Origin of the sequence: Xanthomonas sp. WHRI 8393 (genome assembly GCF_040203315.1) — a bacterium.
Taxonomy (GTDB): domain Bacteria; phylum Pseudomonadota; class Gammaproteobacteria; order Xanthomonadales; family Xanthomonadaceae; genus Xanthomonas; species Xanthomonas arboricola.
This window is the reverse complement of record NZ_JBEGGL010000002.1, coordinates 622,317-646,754: the sequence shown is the minus strand read 5'-3', so window position 1 is coordinate 646,754 and position 24,438 is coordinate 622,317. Positions and strand designations below refer to the sequence as shown.

26 protein-coding genes and 1 other RNA gene are annotated in these 24,438 nt (G+C 66.0%); 14 read left to right on the top strand and 13 right to left on the bottom strand.

Annotated features, from left to right (window positions below):
- Window positions 1-134: 134 nt before the first annotated feature.
- The 3 genes from ABQ137_RS08865 to ABQ137_RS08855 are packed head-to-tail and all read right to left on the bottom strand — an operon-like array spanning window position 135 to window position 1,697.
- Complete coding sequence (locus tag ABQ137_RS08865; protein ID WP_054592278.1) at window positions 135-641, bottom strand: GNAT family N-acetyltransferase; 507 nt, start codon at window positions 639-641, stop codon at window positions 135-137.
- Between the two features lie 40 nt (window positions 642-681).
- Window positions 682-1,209 carry a YqiA/YcfP family alpha/beta fold hydrolase gene (locus ABQ137_RS08860; RefSeq protein ID WP_349782059.1) on the bottom strand — a complete coding sequence of 176 codons (528 nt, stop codon included), beginning with the start codon at window positions 1,207-1,209 and terminating at the stop codon, window positions 682-684.
- The gene (locus ABQ137_RS08855) at window positions 1,206-1,697 is read right to left on the bottom strand and encodes an MOSC domain-containing protein (RefSeq protein WP_039528007.1); all 492 of its coding nucleotides are present in this window, start codon (window positions 1,695-1,697) and stop codon (window positions 1,206-1,208) included. Before ABQ137_RS08855 ends, ABQ137_RS08860 begins: the two co-directional genes overlap by 4 nt.
- Window positions 1,698-1,720: 23 nt before the next feature.
- Between ABQ137_RS08855 and ABQ137_RS08850 the strand changes: the two genes are divergently transcribed.
- The gene (locus ABQ137_RS08850) at window positions 1,721-2,296 is read left to right on the top strand and encodes an N-acetylmuramoyl-L-alanine amidase (RefSeq protein WP_102256275.1); all 576 of its coding nucleotides are present in this window, start codon (window positions 1,721-1,723) and stop codon (window positions 2,294-2,296) included.
- Between the two features lie 54 nt (window positions 2,297-2,350).
- Here ABQ137_RS08850 and ABQ137_RS08845 read toward each other — a convergent pair whose 3' ends face one another.
- From ABQ137_RS08845 to ABQ137_RS08830, 4 genes are all read right to left on the bottom strand, one after another.
- Window positions 2,351-3,304, bottom strand: a complete 954-nt coding sequence (locus tag ABQ137_RS08845) for a DUF1684 domain-containing protein (RefSeq protein WP_349782056.1) — start codon at window positions 3,302-3,304, stop codon at window positions 2,351-2,353.
- Window positions 3,305-3,392: 88 nt separating this feature from the next.
- Window positions 3,393-4,265 carry a sulfurtransferase gene (locus ABQ137_RS08840; protein ID WP_349782054.1) on the bottom strand — a complete coding sequence of 291 codons (873 nt, stop codon included), beginning with the start codon at window positions 4,263-4,265 and terminating at the stop codon, window positions 3,393-3,395.
- Window positions 4,262-5,059 carry a CoA pyrophosphatase gene (locus tag ABQ137_RS08835; RefSeq protein ID WP_349782052.1) on the bottom strand — a complete coding sequence of 266 codons (798 nt, stop codon included), beginning with the start codon at window positions 5,057-5,059 and terminating at the stop codon, window positions 4,262-4,264. The genes ABQ137_RS08840 and ABQ137_RS08835 overlap by 4 nt, the downstream gene beginning before the upstream one ends.
- Window positions 5,060-5,177: 118 nt before the next feature.
- The gene (locus ABQ137_RS08830; RefSeq protein ID WP_349782050.1) at window positions 5,178-5,876 is read right to left on the bottom strand and encodes an FKBP-type peptidyl-prolyl cis-trans isomerase; all 699 of its coding nucleotides are present in this window, start codon (window positions 5,874-5,876) and stop codon (window positions 5,178-5,180) included.
- A gap of 163 nt (window positions 5,877-6,039) precedes the next feature.
- On the opposite strand from ABQ137_RS08830, the gene ABQ137_RS08825 reads away from it, so the two are divergent.
- The 3 genes from ABQ137_RS08825 to nth are packed head-to-tail and all read left to right on the top strand — an operon-like array spanning window position 6,040 to window position 7,920.
- Window positions 6,040-6,822 (top strand): enoyl-CoA hydratase-related protein, encoded by a 783-nt coding sequence (locus ABQ137_RS08825; protein WP_104574984.1) that lies wholly within the window; start codon window positions 6,040-6,042, stop codon window positions 6,820-6,822.
- A 10-nt stretch (window positions 6,823-6,832) separates the two neighbouring features.
- Complete coding sequence (locus ABQ137_RS08820; RefSeq protein ID WP_046342273.1) at window positions 6,833-7,213, top strand: hypothetical protein; 381 nt, start codon at window positions 6,833-6,835, stop codon at window positions 7,211-7,213.
- Window positions 7,210-7,920, top strand: coding sequence for an endonuclease III (nth, locus tag ABQ137_RS08815; RefSeq protein ID WP_184610753.1), 711 nt, complete (start codon window positions 7,210-7,212; stop codon window positions 7,918-7,920). Before ABQ137_RS08820 ends, nth begins: the two co-directional genes overlap by 4 nt.
- Window positions 7,921-8,126: 206 nt before the next feature.
- Here nth and ABQ137_RS08810 read toward each other — a convergent pair whose 3' ends face one another.
- The 3 genes from ABQ137_RS08810 to ABQ137_RS08800 form a co-directional block, all read right to left on the bottom strand.
- The gene (locus tag ABQ137_RS08810; protein ID WP_024940435.1) at window positions 8,127-9,695 is read right to left on the bottom strand and encodes a SulP family inorganic anion transporter; all 1,569 of its coding nucleotides are present in this window, start codon (window positions 9,693-9,695) and stop codon (window positions 8,127-8,129) included.
- Window positions 9,696-9,706: 11 nt separating this feature from the next.
- Window positions 9,707-10,387: a carbonic anhydrase gene (locus ABQ137_RS08805; RefSeq protein WP_016902474.1), complete on the bottom strand. Its 681-nt coding sequence runs from the start codon at window positions 10,385-10,387 to the stop codon at window positions 9,707-9,709.
- Window positions 10,388-10,520: 133 nt separating this feature from the next.
- Complete coding sequence (locus ABQ137_RS08800) at window positions 10,521-10,766, bottom strand: hypothetical protein (protein ID WP_226427117.1); 246 nt, start codon at window positions 10,764-10,766, stop codon at window positions 10,521-10,523.
- On the opposite strand from ABQ137_RS08800, the gene ABQ137_RS08795 reads away from it, so the two are divergent.
- The 10 genes from ABQ137_RS08795 (at window position 10,665) to rnt (ending at window position 19,867) form a co-directional block, all read left to right on the top strand.
- Window positions 10,665-11,084, top strand: coding sequence for a hypothetical protein (locus tag ABQ137_RS08795; RefSeq protein WP_311548426.1), 420 nt, complete (start codon window positions 10,665-10,667; stop codon window positions 11,082-11,084). The two genes, ABQ137_RS08800 and ABQ137_RS08795, sit on opposite strands and share 102 nt — an antisense overlap.
- A 93-nt stretch (window positions 11,085-11,177) precedes the next feature.
- Window positions 11,178-12,428 (top strand): OprO/OprP family phosphate-selective porin, encoded by a 1,251-nt coding sequence (locus ABQ137_RS08790; protein ID WP_024940436.1) that lies wholly within the window; start codon window positions 11,178-11,180, stop codon window positions 12,426-12,428.
- A gap of 197 nt (window positions 12,429-12,625) precedes the next feature.
- On the top strand, window positions 12,626-13,645 hold the full coding sequence (pstS, locus tag ABQ137_RS08785) for a phosphate ABC transporter substrate-binding protein PstS (protein ID WP_024940437.1): 1,020 nt from the start codon (window positions 12,626-12,628) through the stop codon (window positions 13,643-13,645).
- A gap of 187 nt (window positions 13,646-13,832) precedes the next feature.
- Complete coding sequence (pstS, locus tag ABQ137_RS08780; RefSeq protein ID WP_349782046.1) at window positions 13,833-14,924, top strand: phosphate ABC transporter substrate-binding protein PstS; 1,092 nt, start codon at window positions 13,833-13,835, stop codon at window positions 14,922-14,924.
- 112 nt (window positions 14,925-15,036) lie between these two features.
- Window positions 15,037-16,011, top strand: a complete 975-nt coding sequence (pstC, locus tag ABQ137_RS08775) for a phosphate ABC transporter permease subunit PstC (protein ID WP_006450306.1) — start codon at window positions 15,037-15,039, stop codon at window positions 16,009-16,011.
- Window positions 16,011-16,874 (top strand): phosphate ABC transporter permease PstA, encoded by an 864-nt coding sequence (pstA, locus tag ABQ137_RS08770; RefSeq protein ID WP_039511726.1) that lies wholly within the window; start codon window positions 16,011-16,013, stop codon window positions 16,872-16,874. The genes pstC and pstA overlap by 1 nt, the downstream gene beginning before the upstream one ends.
- A gap of 22 nt (window positions 16,875-16,896) precedes the next feature.
- Window positions 16,897-17,727: a phosphate ABC transporter ATP-binding protein PstB gene (pstB, locus tag ABQ137_RS08765; RefSeq protein WP_016902480.1), complete on the top strand. Its 831-nt coding sequence runs from the start codon at window positions 16,897-16,899 to the stop codon at window positions 17,725-17,727.
- Window positions 17,728-17,855: 128 nt separating this feature from the next.
- Complete coding sequence (gene phoU / locus ABQ137_RS08760) at window positions 17,856-18,566, top strand: phosphate signaling complex protein PhoU (RefSeq protein WP_005994733.1); 711 nt, start codon at window positions 17,856-17,858, stop codon at window positions 18,564-18,566.
- Window positions 18,567-18,689: 123 nt separating this feature from the next.
- On the top strand, window positions 18,690-19,088 hold the full coding sequence (locus ABQ137_RS08755) for an RcnB family protein (protein WP_349782044.1): 399 nt from the start codon (window positions 18,690-18,692) through the stop codon (window positions 19,086-19,088).
- 137 nt (window positions 19,089-19,225) lie between these two features.
- Window positions 19,226-19,867, top strand: coding sequence for a ribonuclease T (gene rnt, locus ABQ137_RS08750; protein ID WP_102584351.1), 642 nt, complete (start codon window positions 19,226-19,228; stop codon window positions 19,865-19,867).
- A 171-nt stretch (window positions 19,868-20,038) separates the two neighbouring features.
- On the opposite strand, the gene ABQ137_RS08745 is transcribed toward rnt, so the two are convergent.
- From ABQ137_RS08745 to rlmB, 3 genes are all read right to left on the bottom strand, one after another.
- The gene (locus ABQ137_RS08745) at window positions 20,039-23,071 is read right to left on the bottom strand and encodes a diguanylate cyclase domain-containing protein (RefSeq protein ID WP_349782041.1); all 3,033 of its coding nucleotides are present in this window, start codon (window positions 23,069-23,071) and stop codon (window positions 20,039-20,041) included.
- Between the two features lie 258 nt (window positions 23,072-23,329).
- Window positions 23,330-23,406: non-coding RNA, sX9 sRNA (locus ABQ137_RS08740), on the bottom strand.
- A 66-nt stretch (window positions 23,407-23,472) separates the two neighbouring features.
- Window positions 23,473-24,225 (bottom strand): 23S rRNA (guanosine(2251)-2'-O)-methyltransferase RlmB, encoded by a 753-nt coding sequence (gene rlmB, locus ABQ137_RS08735; RefSeq protein ID WP_024940443.1) that lies wholly within the window; start codon window positions 24,223-24,225, stop codon window positions 23,473-23,475.
- Window positions 24,226-24,438 lie beyond the last annotated feature (213 nt).

Genomic DNA, 24,438 nt, shown 5'->3' with positions numbered 1-24,438 from the left:
GAAACCGCGGCGAGCGCTCGCCGGTACGCAATTGCCGGGATCCGGCGTCCCTGCGTCCTCAATCCCGCGAAAACCGTCCCCTGCCGACCCAGTGCCTGGCGTGGATCACGCCAAGCGGTCGCCAGCAGCTGGACTCAACCCAGCCCGAAGGCCGGGTGATAGGCGACATCGGCCAGCGGCAGCAGACGGTCGCCGAACGCCAGCGCCTGCAGCTCGGATGCCGGCACGCCGGGCAACACCAGCCCCGGTTCCACCGCAAAGCCCAGATGCCGGAAAAAGGCCGGCTCGCCCAATGCCAGGCAACCGGCGGCGCCACGCTCGCGCAAGCTGCCCAGCGCCGCCTGCACCAGGCGCGTGCCCAGTCCCTGGCGCTGATGCCCCGGCCCGATCGCCAGCGGCCCCAACGCATACCAGCCAGGCGAATCGTCCGACAGCGACACCGGCGATACCGCCAGGTGCCCGACCACATACCCGTCGTGGTCGGCCACCAGCGACAGCGCCAGCGCGCCGTCGTTGCGCAAGGCGGCGATCACGTGTTGCTCGTCGTGGCGGCTATGTTCGTCGCGCATGAACGCGACCATCGTCAGCAGTTCTATCGCCGCAGCATCACCATCGCTGGCTTCGCGAATCAGCACGTTCATCGCAGGCCCCGCAGCCCGCTCGTCTTCAGACCATTGCGCATCACAGGCTCTGCAACAGTTCGGCGAAGGCGCGCGCCGACGCATCCACATGCGACGCCAGCCGGTGTTCGTCGTCGACCAGCAGCAAGCGCGCATGCCGCGCCTGCGCCCAGGCGATCACCTCGCCGGCCGGAATCAATTCATCGCGCCAGGCATGCACGATGGAAATCGGCACGCGCGCCGCATCCAGTGCCGGCAACGGCCCCATCCGGGTCGGCGGCACCATCAGGAACAGTCCGCGCGTGGGCACCTGCAACGACACCTGCGCAGCGATGTACGAGCCCAGGCTGGAGCCGACCAGCACCAGCGGGCCCTCGTCGGCCGCCGCCCGCGCGATCTCCAGCAGGCGTTGCAGCCGGCCCTGCACGTCGCCGAGCGAACTGACATCGCGGCGTGCGTCCAGATCGGTGTAGTCCGGGCGCTCGTGGGTCCAGCCCAGCTGCCCGGCGACATCGGCCAGGGCGGTGACCTTCAGCGCATCCGGGCCGCTCTCGAAGCCGTGCGACAGGATGCAGTGACCGCGGCTCATAGCGCCTGCACCGTATCGCCGATGCGCAGTACGCCGCCACGCAGGATGCGCGCGCACAAGCCGCCATGGCCGCGCATGGCGTTATAGCCACCCGCGCCCAGCGCATCTTCCATGCGCGAGCACGGATCGCAGGGGTCGGTGCCTTCCAGCTCGACATCGCCGATGCGGAAGCGCCGCCCCTTCAAGGCGATCAGTGGGATGCCGGACACCACCAGGTTGCGGCGCAAGGTGGCCGGCGCAATCGCGGGGTGGCCGGCCAGCGCTGCGATCACCGGCAGATGCTCGGCCTGGATCAGGGTCACGCCGCGCTTGCCGCTGCCGCCCTTGTAGCGGTCGCCGACCAGGCCGATACCGGTGGTGGCCTGCGCCGCGTCCACCTCAATCATGTCCACATCGCGCGCCGGGCGCACGCCGATCCAGGTCACCTGGCCGGTCTGCGGCAGGGTTGCCATCAATTTGCCCAAAGGGCTGTCGGGATTCAAAGCCATCGTCGAATGCTAGCATCCGCCCCATGTCCGATGCCGTCCTGCCGTCGCCACCGATCACCTACGCGCCGTTGTCCTACGAATCGCGGCTGGCGCGACGCGCGCTCACGCAGATCGACATGGTGGTCATCCATTGCACCGAATTGCCCGACATGGCGATGGCGCGCGAATACGGCGAACGCGTGCTCTACGACAGCGGCACCGGCAACAGTGGGCATTACTACATCGACCGCAACGGCAGCATCCAGCAATACGTTGCGCTGGAGCGCGTCGCCCACCACGTGCGCGGCCACAACCCGCATACGCTGGGCATCGAACTGGTCAACAGCGGCCGTTATCCGCACTGGCTGGACTCGCGCCATCAGTGCATGAACGAACCGTACCCGCAGGTGCAGATCAACGCGCTGATCACGCTGCTGCAATGGCTGCAACAACAGTTGCCGTCGGTACGCCGGATTGCCGGCCACCAGGCACTGGACACCACCCAGGAAGCGGCCAGCGACGACCCGTCGCGCAAGATCCAGCGCAAGCTCGACCCCGGCCCGCTGTTTCCGTGGCCGCAGATCGAAGCGGCGGTGAGCTGGTCGCATACGCCGCGCTAGCAGCGGTGCACGCCACCCCATCGAAACAGCATTCTGCCTTGGCTGGCGCAGCGATCAGCGCTCTGCGGCGCGGTAGGTCTTCTCGCCTGCATTCACCGCTAGATCCAGGCGATTTTCCGGCGATGCGATCGGGCAGACCACGTGCGGCGTCAGCGCGCAGGGCGGATTTTCGGCCAGATTGAAGTCGAGCACGAGCCGGCCATCGTGTGGCGGCGCGGTGTAGAGATAGCGCGCGCCGCCATAACTTTCCTTGCCGCTGGTGCGATCGGCGAACAGGAAGAACAGGCCCTGCCCGTCGTCGCTGACGATCGGCTGCAAGCGGTACTCGTGGCCATTGCGCGAGAACACCGCCTCGCCCGGTATCTCGACGGTAAGCGGCGTGCCGATCGACGTCAGCAGCGTGGTCGTGCGCGGGGTGGGATACGCCTGCCAGCGCGCCTGGATGCGCCAGTGCGGATCGGTCGGAAAATATTCCAGCCCGGCGAAATGGCTCAGCAACGGCGCTGCCGGGTCACGGAAACGCCAGCCGAACAAGCTGCCGGTCTGCACCAGATAGAACTGCCGCCCGTCCACATCGAGGCGATCGCCCCGCTGCCCTGCGCGCTCCGGCTCCAGGCGGACGCGATCGACGCGCTGCCCGTTCAAGTGCACCGGTACATGTGCGGCGGCGTCGAAGTGGACGCGGCCGTCGCCATCCAGCGTCAGCTGCCCCAGTTGCGCAGGACCGGCCGGCAATACCAGATCGCTGCGCGGATCGCTGCCCACCTGGTAACGGCCTGCACGCACACGCCCGGAGCCGGTGTAGCTCAGCCAACCGTCGGGCGCGCGCAAGCGCTGCAAGCGCTCGGCGCGTGCACGTTTGAGTTCGACCTGATACACCGCATGGCGGTCGCTCTGTCCGCGACCGGCAATGCGCGCACCGTTGGCGTCGGCGGTCGATCCCGCCGAACAGGCCGCCATCGACAGCATGGCGACGCACAGCGCGCCGACCTGCAACTGCAACCGCATGAGTCACCCAGCACTGCGAGAAACTGCGCTCCGCGCAGCGAACCTGCGTCCCCACAGGTCACCGTTCCTGCCGCCATTGTGCCTGCAATCAGGGGCCTGTCGCGACCGGACGTGTCGCATCCTGCAACCAACCGCTCCAGGAGCCGGCGTAAACGCGCGCGCCCGACAAGCCGGCCACTTCCAGCGCCAGCAGCAGATGGCAGGCGGTCACGCCCGAGCCGCACATCACCACTGCCTGCTCGGGGCGATACGCGCCCAGCAGCGCAGACAACTCGCTGCGTAGTTCCTCGGCCGGCTTGAAGCGACCATCGCGCAGGCTCACACCCAGCGGACGACTCACCGCACCGGGCACATGCCCGGCCACCGGATCGACCGGCTCCACCTCGCCGCGAAACCGCTCGGCGGCGCGTGCATCCAGCAACCAGCCCGGCGCCTGATCCAGCCGCGCCAGGATCTGCCCGGCCTCGACCACGGCATCGCCATCGAAGCTGCCCGGGTATGCCGCGCCATCGTGCAGTGCCGGCGGCTCGGTGCTTTCCGGCAACCCCGCCGCGCGCCAGGCGGCCAGCCCGCCATCGAGCACCGCCACGCGGCGATGCCCCAACAACCGCAGCATCCACCATGCCCGCGCCGCGGCCATGCTGCCGTCGGCGGCGTCGTAGATCACCACCTGGCTGTCCGGGTCGATCCCCCACTCGCCCAGCCGCCTGGCAAATGCCGCGCTTTGCGGGAGCGGATGCCGCCCTTGCGCAGGCTGCGACAGATCGGCCAGATCCTCGTCGAGATCGGCGTAGTGCGCGCCTGGCAGATGCCCCTGTGCATAGGCCTTGCGCGCTGCATCCGGGTCGGGCGCAGTCGGTGGCGCAGCGCGCGCGTCCAGCAGTCGCAACTGCGGATGCGGCAATGCCGCGGCCAGCGTGGCGCTGTCGACCAGCGTGGTCCAGTGGGGGTCCTCACTCATGCAACCTGCTCCAGACGACGACGAAGATTGAGGAGAATGGCCGCGGTGGCGCCCCAGATGCGGTGGCCCGGCCAGGCGTATTCCAGCACGCGGCGTGGCCTGCCGCGAAACTCCAGCTCCACGCTGCGCAGATTGTCCGGGTCCATCAGATAGGCCAACGGCACCTCGAACACCTCGGCCACCTCATCCGGCTGCGGCACCGCCACGAACGCCGGGTCGATCACCGCCACCACCGGGATGACGCGAAACCCGCTCACGGTCAGAAACGGATCCAGATATCCCAGCGCATGCACCTGGCCGGCGCCGAGCGCGATTTCCTCGCAGCTCTCGCGCAAGGCCGCAGCGGCCGCATCCGCATCCGACGGCTCGACCCGGCCACCGGGAAAACTGACCTGCCCGGCATGGTGACGCAGGCTGTCGGTGCGTCGGGTCAGCAGCACCATGGTGCCCTGCGCGCGCGGCACCAGACCGCACAGCACCGCGGCCTCGGCAGACGCGCCGCCTTCGGTCAGGTCGATCAATTCGGCATGATTCCAGCCCGGCCCGTCGGGCGCGGTGTCCAGCGCATACAACGCACGCTGCAGCTGCGCACATTCGGGCAGCCGCGCGGCCAACGCGCGCGCGGGCAGAACCGTGTGCAGATACTCCTGACGTTCGCCGTCGCTCATGCTCATCCAGCGTGCAATTTCATCCAGGCTGCGCAGGCAGCCGACACAGTGCGCCTGCGCGTCCAACGAACATACACCGATACACGGGCTGGGCAGGCCACTGCGGTTCGAATCCGTGTCGCTCATCGCTGGCTCCCGCCGCACCGCATCCTCACGCCGTCCGTCCATCCTGTCGCGCATCCGGTGGACCCAAACGACAACGCCGGCCTGGTGGCCGGCGTTGTCACAGCAACAGCAAACGCAATTACTTGACGCTGACCAGCTTGATCTCGAACTGCACGGCCACGTTCGGCGGGAACGGGGTACGCGGGTCGGCACCGTAGGCCTTCTCCGGCGGCAGGGTCACTTCCCACTTCGAGCCGGCCGGCATCTGCAGCAGCGTGTCGCGCATGGCCTGCATTTCGACTTCGCTGACCTTGATGGCCGGGATCTGCTGCGCAGGACGGGCCTTCTCGCGGTCGCCGAACGGGAACGGCCCGGCCACTTCCAGCTGCACGGTGCTGGCCTGGGTCGGCTTGGCGCCCTTGCCGGCTTCGATCACGCGGTACTGCACGCCGCTCGGCAGCGTCTGCACGCCAGCGGTGCCCTTGTTCTTGGCCAGGAACTGGTCGCTCTTGGTCTTGTTGGCAGCAGCGGCCTTGTCGTATTCGGCCTTGGCCTGCTGGGCACGGCCTTGCTCACGCTTCTGGAACGCTTCGACAGCCGGCTTCAGCTGGTCGGCGGTGATCGCCGGCTGCTTCTTGGCATAGGCGTCCTGCAGACCCTTTACCACCGAGTTGATGTCGAGCTGCTCGCCGCGGCCGGAGAGTTCGGCAAGGTTGTTGCCGTAGTCATAGCCGAAGTAGTAGCTCAACTTGCCCTTCTCGGACGTCGTGTCCTGGGCCAGTGCATTGCCCGTCAGGGCCAGGGCCGCCACAGCGACCGCGATAGAACGCAACTTCATCAAACAATTCTCCAGGGTGGTGGCACAGGACGGGTCTGCCGCCTGAGATGACGCGCTAGGATAGCGGCCGCGATAGCGAACCGCTACTTATCACGAAAGCTATGACCAGCAAGGCTTTCGGAAGTTCCGCATTTACTAATTTTTTACGTTCGTAAGGATTTCCATGTCCAATCACGTCATTCTGATCGCCGACCACGCCAGTGTACGGACGATCACGGTCAATCGACCGGACAAACTGAACGCCTTGAACCAGGAAACGCTGCAGGCGCTGGATCACGCCTTCGCCGAGGCAGCGAGCGCGGACGACATCCGCGTGGTGATACTGACCGGTGCCGGCCCCAAGGCGTTTGTCGCCGGCGCGGACATCGCCGAAATGCGCGATCTGTCGGCGATGCAGGGCCGCGAGTTCTCGCTGCTCGGCCAGCAGCTGATGCGCCGGATCGAGCGCATGCCCAAGCCGGTGATCGCCATGGTCAATGGCTTTGCACTCGGCGGCGGGCTGGAGCTGGCGATGGCCTGCCATCTGCGCGTCGCCGCATCCAGCGCGCGCCTGGGGCAGCCGGAAATCAATCTTGGCCTGATCCCCGGCTTCGGCGGCACGCAACGGCTGTTGCGTCTGACCGGGCGAGCGGCAGCGCTGGAACTGTGCCTGCTCGGCCTGCCGATCGATGCTGCGCGCGCGTTCCAGTTGGGTCTGGTCAATCGCGTGGTCGAGCCGGAGGCATTGCAGGACGAAACCCTCGCCCTGGCACAACGCCTGGCCGCCGCCGCACCGCTCGCGCTGCGCGGCATCCTGGATGCGGTGGTGTTCGGTGGCGAATGCGCCATCGAAGAAGGCCTGCAGCTGGAAACCGCGCAATTTGCACTGTTGTTCGCCAGCGACGACATGCGCGAAGGCACCGGCGCCTTTCTCGAAAAACGCCCCGCGCACTTTCTCAACCGCTGATCGGCCTGCCATGACGTTCGACCCCACACCGGCACCACGTCCACTGGCCCTGCAGTTGTTCGACTGCGTCCACGCCGACGATCTCGATCGTGCGTTGGCACTGGGCCTGATGGAGTACCGGCCCGATCCACGCGACGACCTGCTGGATCCGGCCTGCCCGCAACTGAGCGCGGTGCTGCTGGCCGCACAACAACGGCTACGCGACGCCTGGGCAGCACGCGACCGCTACCGTGCACGCGCCGCGCGCCTGCAACGTCGCGCTGCCGAACGCGATGCACGCCGGACGCCTGCAGCGGCGCCCAGCCAACCGGCGGCCGCCGCATTACCGCCGCTGGCTGCGGCCATCCTGGCGCGCGCCAAGGCCAAGGCCGCTGGTGGAGCACAGCCATGAACGCGATCCACGTCACCGCGCCGGCACGGCGCGGCAGCAACATGCGCAAGCCCGAAATACAGGAGATGTTCGCGCGCCTGCGCGAGCTCAATCCGCACCCGACCACCGAACTGGAATACACCACGCCGTTCGAGTTGCTGATCGCGGTGCTGCTGTCGGCACAAGCCACCGATGTCGGCGTCAACAAGGCCACCCGCAAGCTGTACCCGGTGGCCAATACCCCGCGCGACATTCTCGATCTGGGCGAAGAAGGCCTGAAGCGCTACATCGCCACGATTGGCCTGTTCAACGCCAAGGCCAAGAACGTCATTGCCACCTGCAGGATCCTGCTGGAGCAATACGGCGGCGAGGTGCCGCACGATCGCGCTGCACTGGAGGCCTTACCCGGCGTCGGCCGCAAGACCGCCAACGTCGTGCTCAACACCGCGTTCGGCGAGCCCACCATGGCGGTGGATACACATATCTTCCGCGTCGCCAACCGCACCGGTCTTGCACCGGGCAAGGACGTGCGCGTGGTCGAGGACAAGCTGATCAAGGTCATTCCGGCCGAATTCCTGCACGACGCACACCACTGGCTCATCCTGCATGGCCGCTACGTCTGCAAGGCACGCAAACCCGATTGCCCAGGCTGTGTGATCCACGACCTGTGCCGCTACCGCGACAAGACCCCCGCACCCGCCGAAAAGCCGACAGCAGCAAAAGGCTAACCAGCCGTCACAGCAACGAACCCGCAAAACCAACGCCAAGCAATCATGCCGGCAAAGCATGCGTGCGCTTTTACGAATCCCAAATCCCGACTCCCCAATCCCCGCCCAAAAAAAATCGCGACCGGGATGATGCGTCTTGCGGCGCCATGCATCACCCGGTCACGATAGATGTCACCCGGCGCGAGCGCCGGGCGTCTGCAGCAGGTCTACGCCGCCTTGGCTTGCTCCACGCGCTGTTCGACCAGCGCGCTTTCCACCGTCGGCTGGCCTTCCACGCGTCGATCCAGCTCTTTCCAGTCCACCACCAGCTCGCAGCCGCGCGAGGCCGCGTTCCGGCTCCAGTCGCGCAGCAACTCGATGCAGGCGTGGTCGACGTGATGCAGCTTGGCCACGTCCAGGTGCAGTGCGGTGTTCGGCGGCACGCTTTCCAGCGTACGCGCCATCGCCGGCACCTTCAGGAACGTCGCCGAACCCTGCAGGGTCAGATGCATCTCGTCCTTCTTGTGCTCGTGCTCACGCACGTCCACCTTCAGGCGCGAAGAATGCAGGGCCAGACGGAACAACGACAGGCCGAAGCCGATCAGCACGCCGGTCAGCAGGTCGGTCGCCACGATCGCGAAGGTGGTCGCCAGGTAGATCGCCGCGGTGCCACGGCCATAGGTCGCCAGCTCCTTGACCTGCCCGATCTTGATCATCTTCACGCCCGTGTAGACCAGGATGCCGGCCAGACACGCCACCGGCGTCATCCGCAATAGCCACGGCAGCAGCATTGCGAACACCAGCAACCAGCCGCCATGCAGCACCGTGGACATGCGCGTGGCCGCACCGGCCTGCACATTGGCCGCGCTACGCACGATCACGCCGGTCATCGGCAATGCGCCCAGGAAGCCGCACAGCATATTGCCCACGCCCTGCGCCGCCAGCTCACGGTCGTACTGCGTACGCGCGCCCTGATGCATGCGATCCACCGCCGCCGCCGACAGCAAGGTCTCTGCGCTGGCGATGAAGGCAAAGGTCACCGCCGACACCAGCAAGGTCGCATTGAACACGCCGAAGATGTCCGCGACGCTGGGGATGCTGATCGCCGAGAACAGATTGGTCGGCACGTCGACCTTGTTGACGTTCAGGCCCTGCAACTGCACCGTCGCCGTGACCACCACCACCGCGATCAACGCACCCGGCAAAAAGCGCAGACGCTGGGGACGCAGCTTGTCCCAGGCCAGGATGATGCCGATGGTGGCCAGGCCCACGAACAACGCGGTACGGCCGGTCCCTTCGGTGATCGCCTGCCACACTACGGCCGGCAATGCAGCGAAGTTTTCCAGACCGCGCGCCTTGGGAGCGGCGTCCATCAGCACATGCGCCTGCGAGGCCACGATCAGGATGCCGATACCCGACAACATGCCGGCCACCACGGCTGGCGACGTCATCCGGAACCACACGCCTGCGCGGCACAGACCAGCGATCAACTGAATCGCACCGGCCAGCAGGATCACCGGACCCAGGGCGGCAACGCCATGCTCGCGAACCAGCTCGAACACCAACACAGCCAGGCCGGCGGCCGGTCCACTCACCTGCAGAGGAGAGCCCGCCAGGAAGCCGACGACCAGCCCACCGATGATGCCGGTGATCAGACCTGCGGCCGGCGGCATGCCGGAAGCGATCGCAATGCCCATACACAACGGGAGCGCGACGAGGAAGACCACGACAGACGACAACAAATCACGTCCGAACAGTCCCTGGCGGAAATATCCGCCGATACCTGATGTGTTCATGATGTGCTCCGTCAGGCGAGTTCAGCGCGCACGACTTGCTGCAGTCGCGGACGTGGGGTGGCTTCGGGGGTGTTGTCCGCCAACAACGGACGGAAGCCACCCTTCTCGGCATCGAAGGCGCGGATCTCGCCATGGGCGATGTCATAGATCCAGCCATGGATGCGCAAGGTGCCGGCCGCCAGACGCGCGGCGACCACCGGCTGCGTCCGCAGATGGTCCAGCTGCGAGACCACGTTCTCTTCGGTCATGCAGCTCAGCGCTTCCTGGCTGTGCGGATCGTGTCCGTGATGGGCAGTGACATGACGCGCTGCATCGGTGTGCTTGAGCCAGGCCGCCACGGACGGCACGTCTTCCAGCGATTCCGGCTTGAGCACCGCCTTCATTGCGCCGCAGTCGGTATGACCGCAGATCACGATGTGCCGCACGCCCAGCACGGCGATGGCGTATTCGATCGCCGCAACCACGCCGCTGACGTGCTGAGAGTAAGGCGGCACCACATTGCCGATGTTGCGATAGACGAACAGTTCGCCCGGCTGTGCGGAGAAGATCAGCTCCGGCATGACACGCGAATCGGCGCAGGTGATGAACAACGTATGCGGACTCTGGCCACCGGCCAGTTCCTGAAAGCGCGCACTCTGGCGCGGATACACTTCCTTACGGAAATGACGAAAACCTTCTAGCAAACTTTCCATGGGAGATACCTCTAGGCAACGGATGGCTCTCCGCGGCGCAAACCGCGAAGTGCAAAGACGAACAAGTCAAAGGAATCCGGTGCGCTGCACCGGTTGACGCGACTAACGGAGGATCAGGCGCGCACTGGGAGGATCAGGCGCGCACTGCGTTGGGAGGACGCAGTTGCGGGATCAAGTCACGTTTTTGAGTTGCCGGCGCGTAATGCGCGTACCAAGAGGGGAAATAACGTGCAACCACCGGCCATGCCTGGGAGAGCAAGGGGATGTCGTCTGCAGAATGGGTATCGACCTGGGTCTGTGCGTCCCCGTCGCCCTGCAGATCATCGGCTGCATCACGTTCTTCGCCAGCGTCCGCCATTACCGCCACGCCGTCGCCCACAAGCGCATCGTGGATGCGGCTGTGCGCATCGGCCGCCGACCACGCAGTAAGCGCGAGCAGGCAGACCAACAGCAACTGGAGGAATCGAGGAAACATGGCCTCGAAACTAACAATTTAGAACGCGCCTGTGCAAGTGGTGCGACGCACAAAGCGCTTGATACGCCGCAGTTCCACTTAGTTGGTTCAGGTCGCAATAAGCTTGAGCTCGCTGAAACGGTGAACTGCGCCGCTGTCACATCTGTCATACGACGCGGCCTGTTCAGACTCATGACACACACTGACAAAAAACAAACACGCGTAAATCTTTGTCTTTGCTGACAAAAATCAGATTGCAACGCGATTTGAAGTTGTCACATTAACGCAACTTTCACGCCATAGCCTGCGCTCACTTTCTCAGGTCGCAAGGCACATATGAAACTTTCTCCCACCCTGCTTGGCTCCGCCCTACTGCTGGCGCTGGCCGCACCCGCCGCGCACGCCGAAATCGCCATCGACGTGATCGGCGGCTCGGAGATGTCGCTCGAAGGCCTGGTCCAGGCCGACGGCAACTGGTTCCACAACGATGTGCAGGACCTCAATGGCCCGATCGGTGCCAACGGCGACAATTCCGAATTCAGCATCCGCCGTGCCGAGCTGGTGCTCAAGGGCAAGGGCCCAGGCAATTTCGAATGGGTGGCCGGTTACGATCCGAGCGTGCTGAAGGAAGTCACCATCCGCGGCACCACCATCCGCAGCACCGGGCGTTTCCTCGACAACAACATCAAGTACAAGTTCGCCGGCAACGCCAACAACTACCTGCAGGTCGGCCAGTTCAAGCAGCCCAACAGCCTGGAAGAGCTGTCCAGCACCAAGAACAACGACTTCGTCTCCAAGGCCGCAGTGACCAACACCTACGGCATCTCGCGCCGGCTGGGCGTGGCCTACGGCATGGGCGACAACGACTGGAGCATCACCGCCAGTGCGTTCGGCCGCGAACTGACCCGCAACCAGGCACACGGCAGCGGCTACGGCGCGCGCGGCACCTGGGCGCCGATCAACGAGAGCGGCAACGTGCTGCACTTCGGCCTGAGCTACCTGGGTTACGACACCGACGACGACACCCTGCGCCTGCGCGCACGCCCGGACGCCGACCTGACCACGGTGCGCCTGATCGACAGCGGCGCCATCACCAACGTGGACCGCGTGGGTGTGGCCGGCGCCGAGGCAATGTGGATCACCGGCCCGTTCAAGCTGCAGAGCGAGTTCTTCCAGGAAAACGCCAAGCGCATCGGCAACAACGCCAACGATTACAAGAGTGACGGCTGGTACGTCAGCGGCGTCTGGAACATCACCGGCGAGACCTGGGGCTACAAGGCCGGCGTGCCGACCACCCCGCTGCCGAACGCGCCGGCCTCGGGGATGTGGCAGCTGGCGGTGCGCTACGACACCCTGGACCTCAACGACGGCCACCTGGTCTCCAACGGCACCACGCCGTTCGTGGACGGCGTGCTGGGCGGCAAGATGGATGTGTGGACGATCGGTGCCAACTGGTACTGGCGCTCCAACTTCAAGTTCGCACTCGACTACGCGAAGGTGGAAAGCACCCGCTACAACAGCGCCACGCGTGGCCTGGTCGACGACAACCCGTCGATCATCGAGGCACGTGCGCAGTTCTATTGGTAAGTGCGCGCTGGATCGGCTGCCGTGCTGCGCTCCCGTGAGCGTGCCACGGCGGCAATCACCCTGATCCCACCCGGCAACGCGCCCCGCCGCAACGCCGTCATCTGCATGTCATCTCCCGGACATCGCGCCGTCATGCCCCTGCCCTGCAATGGCACGACCGCGGGACGTCCTCATCCCTTCGCTACAGGAGCTGTTCCGTGATCCACTCTCTGAAGACCCGTCTGGCCGTCGGCGTGCTCACCGCCTCGCTGGCCTTGTGCGCCCAGGCCGCCGATGTCACCGGCGCCGGTGCGTCGTTCATCTACCCGGTGATGTCCAAGTGGTCGGCCGACTACAACGCGGCCACCAAGAAGCAGGTCAACTACCAATCGATCGGTTCGGGCGGCGGCATCGCCCAGATCAAGGCAGCCAGCGTGGATTTCGGCTCGTCCGATGCGCCGCTCAAGCCGGAAGAACTGGCCGCGGCAGGCCTGGCGCAATTCCCGTCGGTGATCGGCGGTGTGGTGCCGGTGGTCAACGTGCCCGGCGTGGCGGCAGGCGCGCTGAAGCTGGACGGCAAGACCCTGGGCGACATCTTCCTGGGCAAGGTCAGCACCTGGAACGACCCGGCGATCGCCGCGCTCAACCCGGGCGTCAAGCTGCCCGACGGCAAGATCACCGTGGTGCATCGCTCCGACGGTTCGGGCACCAGCTTCAACTTCACCAACTACCTGTCCAAGGTCAACCCGGACTGGAAGGGCAAGGTCGGCGAAGGCACCGCGGTGCAATGGCCGACCGGCATCGGCGGCAAGGGCAACGAGGGCGTGGCCGCGTACGTGAAGCAGATCAAGGGCGGCATCGGCTACGTCGAGCTGTCGTATGCGCTGCAGAACAAGATGGCCTACACCGCGATGAAGAACGCCGCCGGCAAGTTCGTGCAGCCGTCCGACGAGACCTTTGCCGCCGCCGCCAACAGCGCCGACTGGGGCAACAGCAAGGACTTCTACCTGGTGATGACCAATGCCTCCGGCGACAACGCCTGGCCGATTACCGCCACCAACTTCATCCTGGTGCAGAAGAAGCCCAAGAACGCGGCCGGCCTCAAGAACACGCTGGAGTTCTTCCGCTGGGTCTACAGCAAGGGCGATGCGCAGGCCAAGCAGCTGGACTACGTGCCGCTGCCGGACAGCCTAGTAACCCAGATCGAAAGCTACTGGGCCAAGAACCTGCCCAAGTAACGCCAGCCACAGCGACAGGAACGACGCCGTCTCTCTCCCCGGCGTCGGCACCGGGACGCGGCCCCCACGGGGTCGCGTCTTTTTTGTGATGCCTTCTCCAAAAGGCACTGTCATGCACGTGTAACAAAAACATCATTTCATAGCGTGGTCTGCCGGGTCCCCCGGCCAACCCAGCCTCGGAGCTTCCATGAAACTGCAGTCGGCCAGCCTGACCGCCCTGTCCCTCACCATCGCCCTCGCCCTGGCCGCCTGCTCGCCCGGCAAGGATGCGCAGTCCGGCGACACCGCCAAGGGTGCCACCGCCGCAGGTGCCACCGCTGGCGACAGCAAGAGTGCCGAGATCTCCGGCGCCGGTGCCTCCTTCATCTATCCGCTGGTCTCCAAGTGGTCGGCCGACTACAACGCCGCCACCGGCAACAAGGTGAACTACCAGTCGATCGGCTCCGGCGGTGGTATCGCGCAGATCAAGGCCGGCACGGTGGACTTCGGTTCGACCGACAAGCCGCTGGACAGCGCCGAACTGCAGCAGGCCGGCCTGGGCCAGTTCCCGTCGGCGATCGGCGGCGTGGTGCCGGTGGTGAACCTGGAAGGCATCGCACCGGGCAAGCTGCGCCTGACCGGCGCGCTGCTGGGCGACATCTTCCTGGGCAAGGTCACGATGTGGAACGACGCGGCGATCGTCGCGGCCAATCGGGGCGTGACCCTGCCGGCGACCAAGATCAACCTGGTGCATCGCTCCGACGGTTCGGGCACCACCTTCAACTTCTCCAACTACCTGTCCAAGGTCAGCCCGGAGTGGAAGAGCAAGGTCGGCGAAGGCACCTCGGTGCAGTGGCCGGGTGGCGTCGGCGGCAAGGGCAACGAAGGCGTGGCCTCGTACGTGCAGCAGATCAAGGGTTCGATCGGTTATGTCGAACTGGCCTACGCCCTGCAGAACAAGATGCCCTACGCCTCGCTGCAGAATGCGGCCGGCCAGTGGGTGGAGCCGAATGCAGAAAGCTTCGCCGCCGCTGCCGCCAGCGCCGACTGGGCCAACGCCAAGGATTTCAACCTGGTGATCACCAACGCACCGGGCGAGAAGGCCTGGCCGATCACCGCGACCAACTTCATGCTGATGCACAAGCAGCCCAAGGATGCGGCGCGCAGCAAGGCCACGCTGGACTTCTTCAAGTGGGCGCTGGACAACGGCCAGGCTCAGGCCAGCGAACTGCATTACGTGCCGCTGCCGCCGGAACTGGTCAAGCAGATCCAGGCCTACTGGGCCAGCGAGTTCAAGTGATGCCCTGCACCCGCTGTCATGGCGGGTTGCGCTGCGGTGAGGTGCCTGCGGGCGCCTCGCCGTTCCTGCTGTCTCACGCTCCCGCCAGTGCGCGGGTGACGAGTCCAATCGAATGAATGCCACCGCCATTCCCGAAGCGATGACCGCCCCGCGCGGCCGCGACCTGCGCGATGCACGTGCCGATCGCCTGTTCAAGCTTGCGCTGGCCGCCACGGTCGTCTTCGTCCTCTTGGCGCTCGGCAGCGCCGCGCTGTCGATGCTGTGGGGCGGGCGCCATGCCTTGCAGATGCAGGGCCTGAGCTTTTTCTATTCCGCCGACTGGAATCCGGTGGAAAACAAATACGGCGCGCTGGCGCCGATCTACGGCACCCTGGTCACCGCCTTGATTGCGATGGTGATTGCGGTGCCGGTGAGTTTCGGTATCGCGTTCTTCCTCACCGAGGTGGCGCCGCGCTGGCTGCGCGGCCCGGTCGGCACCGCCATCGAACTGCTGGCCGGCATCCCGTCGATCATCTACGGCATGTGGGGCCTGTTTGTGCTGGTGCCGGTGATGACCGAACACGTGACGCCCTGGCTCAACGATCACCTGGGCACGCTGCCCTTGATCGGCCCGTTGTTCCAGGGCCCGCCGTTGGGAATCGGGTTGCTGACCGCAGGCTTCGTGCTGGCGATCATGGTGATTCCGTTCATCTCCTCGGTGATGCGCGAGGTGTTCCTGACCGTGCCGACGCGCCTGAAGGAATCGGCGTACGCGCTGGGGTCGACCAAGTGGGAAGTCAGCTGGGACATCGTGCTGCCCTATACCCGCTCTGCGGTGATCGGCGGCGTGTTCCTGGGCCTGGGCCGTGCGCTGGGCGAAACCATGGCAGTGGCGTTCGTGGTCGGCAACACGGTGCGGCTGTCGCCGTCGCTGCTGGAGCCCGGCACCACCATCGCCGCACTGATCGCCAATGACTTCGGCGAGGCCACCGAAACCTATCGCTCGGCATTGCTGCTGCTGGGCTTTGTCTTGTTCATCGTGACCTTTATCGTGCTGGCGATTGCGCGCTTCATGCTGATGCAGCTGTCGCGTCGGGAGGGCAACTGATGTCCTCGGTCTCGCAATCGTTGTACAACCGCCGCCGCGTGACCAACGCGATCGCACTGTTGCTGTCCTGCGTCACCGCGGTGTTCGGCCTGTTCTTCCTGGCCTGGATCCTGTGGACCCTGTTGTCCAAGGGCGTGCCGGGCATCGACGTCAACCTGTTTACCAAGATGACACCGCCGCCGATGCAGGAAGGCGGCCTGCTCAATGCCTTCTTCGGCAGTGCGGTGATGTGCGGCCTGGCGCTGGCGATCGGCACGCCACTGGGCATTGCCGCCGGCACCTGGCTGGCCGAATACGGCAATGCACGCAAGGCCGGGTTGGTGGTGCGCTTCGTCAACGACATCTTGTTGTCGGCACCGTCGATCGTGCTGGGGTTGTTCGTCTACACGCTGTACGTGATGCAGACCGGCGGGCGCTTCTCCGCGTTTGCCGGCGCGCTGTCGCTGGCCTTCATCGTGCTGCCGGTGGTGGTGCGCACCACCGACGAAATGCTGCGCCTGGTGCCGGCGCAGATGCGCGAAGCGGCGTTGTCGCTGGGCATCCCGCAGTGGAAGGTCACCGTGCAGGTGCTGTATCGCGCCGCCTCGGCCGGCATCCTCACCGGCATCCTGCTGGCCCTGGCCCGCATCAGCGGCGAGACCGCACCGTTGCTGTTCACCGCCTTCGGCAATCAGTACTGGAACAGCAACGTGTTCCAGCCGATGGCCAGCGTGCCGGTGATCATGAATCAGTTCGCCGGCAGCCCCTACGAGACCTGGCAGACCCTGGCCTGGTCCGGCGCGCTGGTGCTGACCGTGTTCGTGCTGCTGGTGAGCCTGGGCGCGCGCGCCCTGCTATTGCGCAACAAGATTTCCAATGACTGACCTCTCCCTCCGGACACCCGACATGAACGATCTCCAAAACGCCATGCCGATGCATCGCATCGCCGTTCCGGCCGCCAAGGGAGCACCGGCCGCGCAGGCGCCGGTGAAAGTGGCCGCACGCAATCTGGACTTCTATTACGACAAGTACCACGCGCTCAAGGGCATCAACATCGAGATTCCGGAAAAGCGCGTCACTGCGCTGATCGGGCCGTCGGGCTGCGGCAAGTCCACCCTGCTGCGCATCTTCAACCGCATCTATGCGCTGTATCCGAAGATGGAAGCGCGCGGCGAAGTGCTGCTGGACAACGAAAACATCCTGTCGCCGAAGTACCCGATGAACCGGCTGCGCAGCAAGGTCGGCATGGTGTTCCAGAAGCCGGTGCCGTTCCCGATGACGATCTTCGAAAACGTCGCCTACGGCATCCGCCACCACGAAAAACTGTCCAAGGCCGACATGCAGAACCGGGTCGAGCAGGCGCTGCGCCAGGGCGCGCTGTGGGACGAGGTCAAGGACAAGCTGGGGCAAAGCGCGCTGGGCCTGTCCGGCGGCCAGCAGCAGCGGCTGTGCATCGCACGCGCGGTGGCGCTCCGCCCGGACGTGCTGCTGCTGGACGAACCGACCTCGGCGCTGGATCCGATTTCCACCAGCCGTATCGAGCAACTGGTGGAGGAGCTCAAGCGCGAATACACCATCGTGATCGTGACCCACAACATGCAGCAGGCGGCGCGTGTCTCCGACTACACCGCCTTCATGTACCTGGGCGACCTGATCGAGCATGACCGCACCGAAACGATTTTCTCCCAGCCGTCCAAGCAGCAGACCGAGGACTACATCACCGGCCGTTTCGGTTGATGTAAGGCGGGCCATCGCAACGCCACATTGACGTAGCTCCGCCGCACTGCCCGGCACGACATTTGCATCGTCTGCGATGCCGCCAGGGGTACGGCGGACATCCACCACCGCCACGAATCGAGATCACGATGAACCAGCACCTCAACGACCATATCGTCAAAAGCTACGACGAGGAGCAGCACCGTCTTGTCGCCGAGATCGTGCGCATGGGCGACACGGCGGTGGCGCAGCTGGAAGCCGCACTGGATGTGGTGGAGCGTCGCGACGACAACGCCGCGCATCGCATCGTGGTCAACGACGAGGCGATCGATGCGCTGGAGCATGCGATCAGCCACGACGTGATGCGGCTGGCGTTGCGTGGGCCGATGGCGCGCGACCTGCGCGAGATCCTGGCCGGCCTGCGCATTCCCGCCGATATCGAACGCATCGGCGATTACGCGGCCAATGTCGCCAAGCGCTCGATCGCGCTCAATTCCGCACCGCCGCTGCCGCAGACGGTGGGCCTGCGTGCGCTCGGCCAGATGGCCGCCGATGCCGTGCGCGAAGCGGTGCAGGCATACCGCAACAAGGATGCCGATGCGGCCATCCGCGTACGCGACGAAGATGCACGCCTGGATGCGCAATACACCGCGCTGTTCCGCGAACTGCTGACCTACATGATGGAAGACCCGCGCAACATCACTCCCTGCACGCACCTGCTGTTCATGGCCAAGAACCTGGAGCGCATCGGCGACCACGCCACCAACATCGCCGAGAACGTGTGGTTCCTGGTCCACGGCGAACAGCCGCTGCCGCCGCGCCTGAAGCGCGACGACACCAGCACCACCGGCGTCATCTGATCGTCAATGTGTGCCGGCGGCATTTGCTGGCACAGGCCGCAACGCCTTATTTCATTACGTATTCAGCTCCAAATGCCTACGGTGAACTCGCACAGGCTGTTCCTGTGACGCAGGAGTAGGCAGATGAAACGCATCATCGGATCCCTCATGGTTGTATCGCTGCTCACGTCCGGCGCAGCGTTCGCCACGCCGCAACAGCATGACGACCGCGACCGCAGCGCGCAGCACCACGACGCGCATGGCCCGGACCGCCGCGACGATCATCGCGACGACAGACACGATGACAAGCGTGACCACCGCCCCAGCGCGCACAACGACGACTACCGCAACGATCGTCGCGGCCCGCCGTACCGGCGTGGCGAACGTCTGGCACCGGACCATCGCGGCACGCGGGTGGCCGACTACCGCAAGCATCACTTGAACACGCCGCAGCGCGGGCACGAATGGCGCCGCGTGGACAACAACTACGTGCTGATTGCGGTGGCCACCGGGCTGATCGCAAGCGTGGTCGCCGCCCGCTGACGCCAGCGGTGTAGCACAGCTTCCGGGCCCAATCCGTGGCAACACGGGTCGGGCTTTTGTTTGCCGGATCGCCGCTCAGTACACGCGGGCAGGCCGCCAGCTGCCACGATCGGGCCGGCCGTACGACCTGCTAGGCTATGCCGATGAACGAACCGGTCGACCTGCAACCTGCCCCCTCCTTCCTGCCCATGTCGCGGCGCTTCCGCGGCTATCTGCCCGTGGTGGTGGATGTGGAAACGGGAGGATTCGACTGGAACAAGCACGCCCTGCTGGAAATTGCCTGCGTGCCGATCGAAATGGATGCCGACGGGCGGTTTTTCCCCGGCGACACCGCCAGTGCCCATCTGGTGCCGGCGCCAGGACTGGAGATCGACCCGAAGTCGCTGGAGATCACCGGCATCGTGCTCGACCACCCGTTCCGCTTTGCAAAGCAGGAAAAGGACGCGCTGGACCATGTGTTCGCGCCGGTGCGTGCGGCAGTGAAGAAATACGGCTGCCAGCGCGCGATCCTGGTCGGCCATAACGCGCATTTCGACCTGAACTTCCTCAACGCCGCAGTTGCGCGCGTGGGCCACAAACGCAACCCGTTCCATCCGTTCAGCGTGTTCGACACCGTGACCCTGGCCGGCGTGGCCTACGGGCAGACCGTGCTGGCGCGCGCGGCACAAGCCGCAGGCCTGGAATGGAATGCCGCCGATGCGCATAGCGCGGTCTACGACACCGAGCAGACCGCGCGACTGTTCTGCACGATCGCCAATGCCTGGCCGGGGCCTGTTTGAGCGGGGATTGGGCATTGGGGATTGGGGATTCGCAAAGGCACGCTGCCTGACGCGTCCCTTCTGCTGAGCCACGATGCGCCGCACGCAATGGCACAGCCAGTCGGTGGGTTCTAAAGCAGATCAACACACTGCCCTTGCCAATCCCCAATCCCCAATCCCCAATCCCAGCACCTAACCCACACAGATGCGATCGCGCCCCGCGCTCTTGGCCTGGTACAGCGCCTGATCGGCGCGCTGCATCAGCGATGAGCCGGTGTCGTCGTCGCGCAACTGGGCCACGCCGGCACTGAAGGTCACCTGCAGGCCTTCCACGCCGCCCCAGCCTTGGCGCGCGTGGAACAGCGCGCGGATGCGCTGGCACAGCGCCTGTGCATCCTCCAGCGTCGTGTCGGCCAGCAGCAGGGCGAACTCTTCGCCGCCCAGGCGTGCCGGCAGGTCCGACGCGCGCGCGGCGGCGGTCAGCAGCACACCGACTTCATGCAATACCGCATCGCCACTGGCGTGCGAATAGTGGTCGTTGATGCGCTTGAAATGATCGATATCCAGAATCGCCAGCACCAACGGCCGCCCGCTGCGGCGTGCGCGGCTGATGTCGCGCGCCAGCGCCTCGTCGAAATGCCGGCGGTTGGGCAGCCCGGTCAGGGCGTCCTCGTGCGCCTGGCGCTCAAAGACATCCGACTTGATGCGCAGCCGTGTCAGCAGCTCGCTCTTTTCCTGGTTGGCCTGCAGCAAACGCTGCGCCTGCAGTTGCAGATCTTCGGTGCGTTTGCGCACCAGTTCGGCCAGGCGTGCGTTATGGCTCTTGTAGCGGCGTAGCAGGAACCGATACACCAGCGCCAGCAATAAAATCGCACCCAGTACCGCGGCAAGACGCACGTCCTGGCGCTGCCACCACAGCGGCAGCACCTCGAACGCCCACACCGCCTCGTGCGGACTCCAGGCACCGCCCGGGTGACGGGCCGCCACATGCAGACGGTAGCGCCCCGGCGGCAGGCCGATGAATTCCACGCTGCGTTGCCGGCCACGCTCGGTCCAGTCGCTGTCCAGGCCTTCCAGGCGCGTGCGGTACTCGATCCGCTCCGGCAGCAGAAAGCTCATGCCGACGTAGGACACGTTCAGGCGATGCCCGCCCGGCAGGCGTGCCTGCTGCCGCCATGTCAGCGGACGTGCGTCCTGCTGCACGCTTTCGATCACCGCAGGCGGCGCGCGCCGCTCGCGAAAGCGCTGCAGGCGCGCCGGGTCGACCGTACTCACGCCGCCGGCGGTGACCACCCAGATCGAGCCATCGGCACGCGCGATCATGCTCGGCCCGGAGCTGCCGTTGGCCTGCGCGTTGCCCATGCCGTCGATCTCGCCATAGCGTTCGATGACCAGCCGGCCGCGTCCATCGGCAACCGCGTCGAGCAGGGTGAGTTGTGTGCGCAGCACGCCGCGATTGCTGCTGATCCAGGCATTGCCGAACCGGTCGCCGACCAGCTGGAACACCGTATCGACCGGCATGCCCTGCTCCAGCCCCACGCGTGCGAGTCTGCCGTTGCGCACCCGGTACAGGCCGCGATCGGTCGAGATCCAGACAGCGTCACCGATGCGCTGAAAACCGAACACGCTCCGCGCGCCGCCCAGCGCTTCCAGATTCAGTTGCTGCAATTTTCCGGCGCGCAGTACCGCCGCGCCGTCGACCGAGCCGATCCACAGCGCGCCATCGATGCTGGCCAGCGCGGTCACCACGCCATCGGGCAGGCCGTCGACCGCCAGGGGCACCCGCTTGCCGTTCACCAGCTTCACCACGCCGCGCTGCGTGGCCAGCCATACCACGCCTGAGTCGTCGATCACGATGGCGCGGATATGCCCGCTGGGAATGCTCTCGGCGTCGCCGTAATGCCGCAGCAGGCGTCCGTCGTGCAGCACGAAGACGCCATCGGCATACGTGCCCACCCACAGATCGCCGTGCCGATCCAGCGCCAGGCTGAGCACCGAGAGCTTGCGCCCGGATGGCGTGGTCACCGCCACCGGCACGATGCGCCCGTCCGGCAGCATCCGATCCAGGCCGGCGGTGCTGGCGATCCACAGGCTGCCGTCGCGGTCTTCCAGCACCGCGCGGGCGTAGTCGCCGCTCAGCCCATCGCGTTGGCTGTAACTGCTGAACAGGGTTTCGCGCAGCCGAAACAGCCCGCCGTTGGCGCCGACCCAGATGCTGCCTTCGGCATCCTCGCGCAGGCTGACGATGCGCCCGGTCGGCAGGCTGCGACCAGCCGGCAGATGCTCCACTCCATGACTGCCGATGCGCAGCAGCCCCTGATTTTCGCTGCCCAGCCACAGGTCGCCATGGTGGTCCTGCAGCATCGCGGTGAAATGGCCCTGCCCGGGCACCCGCCGTACCAGCTCGGCAGTCTCGCCCCGCAGCCGATACAGCTGCTCGCCGGCGACGACCCACAGCGTGCCGTCCGGCGCGCGGTATGGCCACGCCAGCCCGGGTGGCAGGCCGAACGCGGCCGGGGCGCGATGCATGCGTCCGTCCGGTTCGCGATAGATCAGGCCGTCCAGCGTGCCGATCAGCAGCCGGCCTTGGTCGTCGAATGCCATGCGCGGAAAGCTGCTCTGCAGCGGCACGCCATCGCGCGGCGGAAAATACTCGAAGCGCCCATCCGGCCACAGGCAGCCCAGCCCGTGGCCCTCGAACAGCAACCACATGCGACCGCGCGCATCCATGGTCATTGCATGGATCAGCGCCTGCGGCCACGGTCCCTGCCGCTGCCAGTGCCGCCACTGCCCGTCGCTGCCGTGACGCACCAGATTGCCGCGCGCATCGCTGAGCCACAGCGCCCCGTCGTGGTCGACGTACAAGGCGCCGACGCCGTTGTCGGGCAGGCCGGGACGCGTGCTGCGGTCGATGATGCCGAATTCCAGGCCGTTGTAACGCACCAGGCCTTCCCAGGTGGCGAACCACAGATAGCCATCGCGGGTCTGGGCGATATCGCGCAAGGAGTTGTGCGGCAGGCCGTTACGCGAGCTCCAGCTGTCGATCGCGTAGTCGCGCAGTGGCGCCGTGCCGGCCGGTGCAGCCAGTGCCGCGAGCGAGCACAGCGCCAGCAGCATGCAGATAATGGCACCGAGCCAGCGCTGCGGCCGCTTGTCTCCCCGTGCCGACGCCTTGGCATCGCATCCGTTCTCGCCCGTCGACCAGGCCCCCGCCCCATCTCTCATCAGACATAACACGCCGTTCGCTGCCGATATGGTAGGCAAAAACGGGCGCGCGCGCCGGTCAATCGTCGCACGCCTTGGTCAACGTCATGCGCGGCGGGCCACCTGCGCGCCCGGCACTGCAGCGGCAAGCGCACCAGCGCCATTGTTTGCGCAGATCGGCCACTGCGCGGGTGCGCGGATCGAAACCGCGCCGCACGCGCGATCTCGCCATGCCGATCGACCTGCGCTCGCCATTGGCACGCACGTGCGATGCAGAGTGGTTGGCAACACAGGGCGAACAGTCGCCAGCTGGATGCGGAAGACGTGCAGCAAGCGCAGTGCACGGTGGGGTGCGTGCCGAGTCGGGCATCGGCCGCGCCCGCGCCCACCTGGCGGTGAGCGCAGCCGTTTCGGTCGCCGCTTCAGGCGCCCAGGCGTTGGCGTACCGCTTCGAACAGGGTCACGCCGGCGGCCACCGACACGTTGAGGCTTTCGATATCGCCCGGCATCGGAATCTTGACCAGACCATCGCAATGCTCGCGGGTGAGACGACGCAGGCCGTCGGCTTCGCCACCGAGCACCAGCCCGACGTTGCCGCGCAGGTCCACGCTGTACAGCGACGCCTCGGCTTCGCCGGCCAGGCCATACAGCCACACGCCCTGCTTCTGCAGATCGCGCAGGCAACGCGCCAGATTGGTCACCGCGACCACCGGAATACGGTCGGCCGCACCGGCCGAGGTCTTGCGCACGGTCGCGTTGACGGTGGCCGACTTGTCCTTGGGAATGACCACCGCAGTGACGCCGGCCGCGGCCGCGCTGCGCAGGCATGCACCGAGATTGTGCGGGTCCTGCACGCCATCGAGGATCAGCAGCAAGGCGCGTCCCTCGGCTGCGGTCACCAGCGCTTCGAGCTCGTTTTCGGCCCACAGCCGCGCTGCGGCATAACGCGCGACCACGCCCTGGTGGCGCACCTGCCCACCGACGCCATCGAGTGCCTGGGTGTTGACCCGGCGCACGTCGATGCCCTTGCGGCGGGCCTGCTCTTCGATTTCGATCAGGCGCGGATTCTTGCTGCCGGCCTCGATCAAGACCTCGCGCACGTTGTCGGCGTCGTTCTCGACGGACGAGGCGACGGCGTTGACGCCGACGATCCACTGATTCTGCTTGCTGCTCATTGCGCCGGATACGAAGAGATAAAGGGGAATGGTAGGGCCTGCGGCCTGCCACGTCACGGCCGGAGCGCAGACGGCGCTGCCAGCAAGGAGATCGCGTTGTTCCTGGACCACGGCCAGAACTTCAGCACGCTGTACGGCCGATTGTGGGGATCGAAGATGGCGCTCGCACCGTTGTGATGGTGCCGGCACCTGGACCCACCCGTTATCGCGCGC

Bases quoted from the DNA above. Each gene is read 5' to 3' on its own strand.
- ABQ137_RS08745 (WP_349782041.1), bottom strand. From the start codon at position 23,071: ATGAGAGATGGGGCGGGGGCCTGGTCGACGGGCGAGAACGGATGCGAT.
- ABQ137_RS08755 (WP_349782044.1), top strand. From the start codon at position 18,690: ATGAAACGCATCATCGGATCCCTCATGGTTGTATCGCTGCTCACGTCC.
- pstC (WP_006450306.1), top strand. From the start codon at position 15,037: ATGAATGCCACCGCCATTCCCGAAGCGATGACCGCCCCGCGCGGCCGC.
- ABQ137_RS08860 (WP_349782059.1), bottom strand. From the start codon at position 1,209: ATGAGCCGCGGTCACTGCATCCTGTCGCACGGCTTCGAGAGCGGCCCG.
- ABQ137_RS08820 (WP_046342273.1), top strand. From the start codon at position 6,833: ATGACGTTCGACCCCACACCGGCACCACGTCCACTGGCCCTGCAGTTG.
- ABQ137_RS08865 (WP_054592278.1), bottom strand. From the start codon at position 641: ATGAACGTGCTGATTCGCGAAGCCAGCGATGGTGATGCTGCGGCGATA.
- pstS (WP_349782046.1), top strand. From the start codon at position 13,833: ATGAAACTGCAGTCGGCCAGCCTGACCGCCCTGTCCCTCACCATCGCC.
- ABQ137_RS08805 (WP_016902474.1), bottom strand. From the start codon at position 10,387: ATGGAAAGTTTGCTAGAAGGTTTTCGTCATTTCCGTAAGGAAGTGTAT.
- ABQ137_RS08850 (WP_102256275.1), top strand. From the start codon at position 1,721: ATGTCCGATGCCGTCCTGCCGTCGCCACCGATCACCTACGCGCCGTTG.
- ABQ137_RS08830 (WP_349782050.1), bottom strand. From the start codon at position 5,876: ATGAAGTTGCGTTCTATCGCGGTCGCTGTGGCGGCCCTGGCCCTGACG.
- nth (WP_184610753.1), top strand. From the start codon at position 7,210: ATGAACGCGATCCACGTCACCGCGCCGGCACGGCGCGGCAGCAACATG.
- rlmB (WP_024940443.1), bottom strand. From the start codon at position 24,225: ATGAGCAGCAAGCAGAATCAGTGGATCGTCGGCGTCAACGCCGTCGCC.
- ABQ137_RS08840 (WP_349782054.1), bottom strand. From the start codon at position 4,265: ATGAGTGAGGACCCCCACTGGACCACGCTGGTCGACAGCGCCACGCTG.
- pstA (WP_039511726.1), top strand. From the start codon at position 16,011: ATGTCCTCGGTCTCGCAATCGTTGTACAACCGCCGCCGCGTGACCAAC.
- ABQ137_RS08790 (WP_024940436.1), top strand. From the start codon at position 11,178: ATGAAACTTTCTCCCACCCTGCTTGGCTCCGCCCTACTGCTGGCGCTG.
- rnt (WP_102584351.1), top strand. From the start codon at position 19,226: ATGCCGATGAACGAACCGGTCGACCTGCAACCTGCCCCCTCCTTCCTG.
- ABQ137_RS08835 (WP_349782052.1), bottom strand. From the start codon at position 5,059: ATGAGCGACACGGATTCGAACCGCAGTGGCCTGCCCAGCCCGTGTATC.
- ABQ137_RS08825 (WP_104574984.1), top strand. From the start codon at position 6,040: ATGTCCAATCACGTCATTCTGATCGCCGACCACGCCAGTGTACGGACG.
- phoU (WP_005994733.1), top strand. From the start codon at position 17,856: ATGAACCAGCACCTCAACGACCATATCGTCAAAAGCTACGACGAGGAG.
- ABQ137_RS08795 (WP_311548426.1), top strand. From the start codon at position 10,665: ATGGGTATCGACCTGGGTCTGTGCGTCCCCGTCGCCCTGCAGATCATC.
- ABQ137_RS08855 (WP_039528007.1), bottom strand. From the start codon at position 1,697: ATGGCTTTGAATCCCGACAGCCCTTTGGGCAAATTGATGGCAACCCTG.
- ABQ137_RS08810 (WP_024940435.1), bottom strand. From the start codon at position 9,695: ATGAACACATCAGGTATCGGCGGATATTTCCGCCAGGGACTGTTCGGA.
- pstB (WP_016902480.1), top strand. From the start codon at position 16,897: ATGAACGATCTCCAAAACGCCATGCCGATGCATCGCATCGCCGTTCCG.
- ABQ137_RS08845 (WP_349782056.1), bottom strand. From the start codon at position 3,304: ATGCGGTTGCAGTTGCAGGTCGGCGCGCTGTGCGTCGCCATGCTGTCG.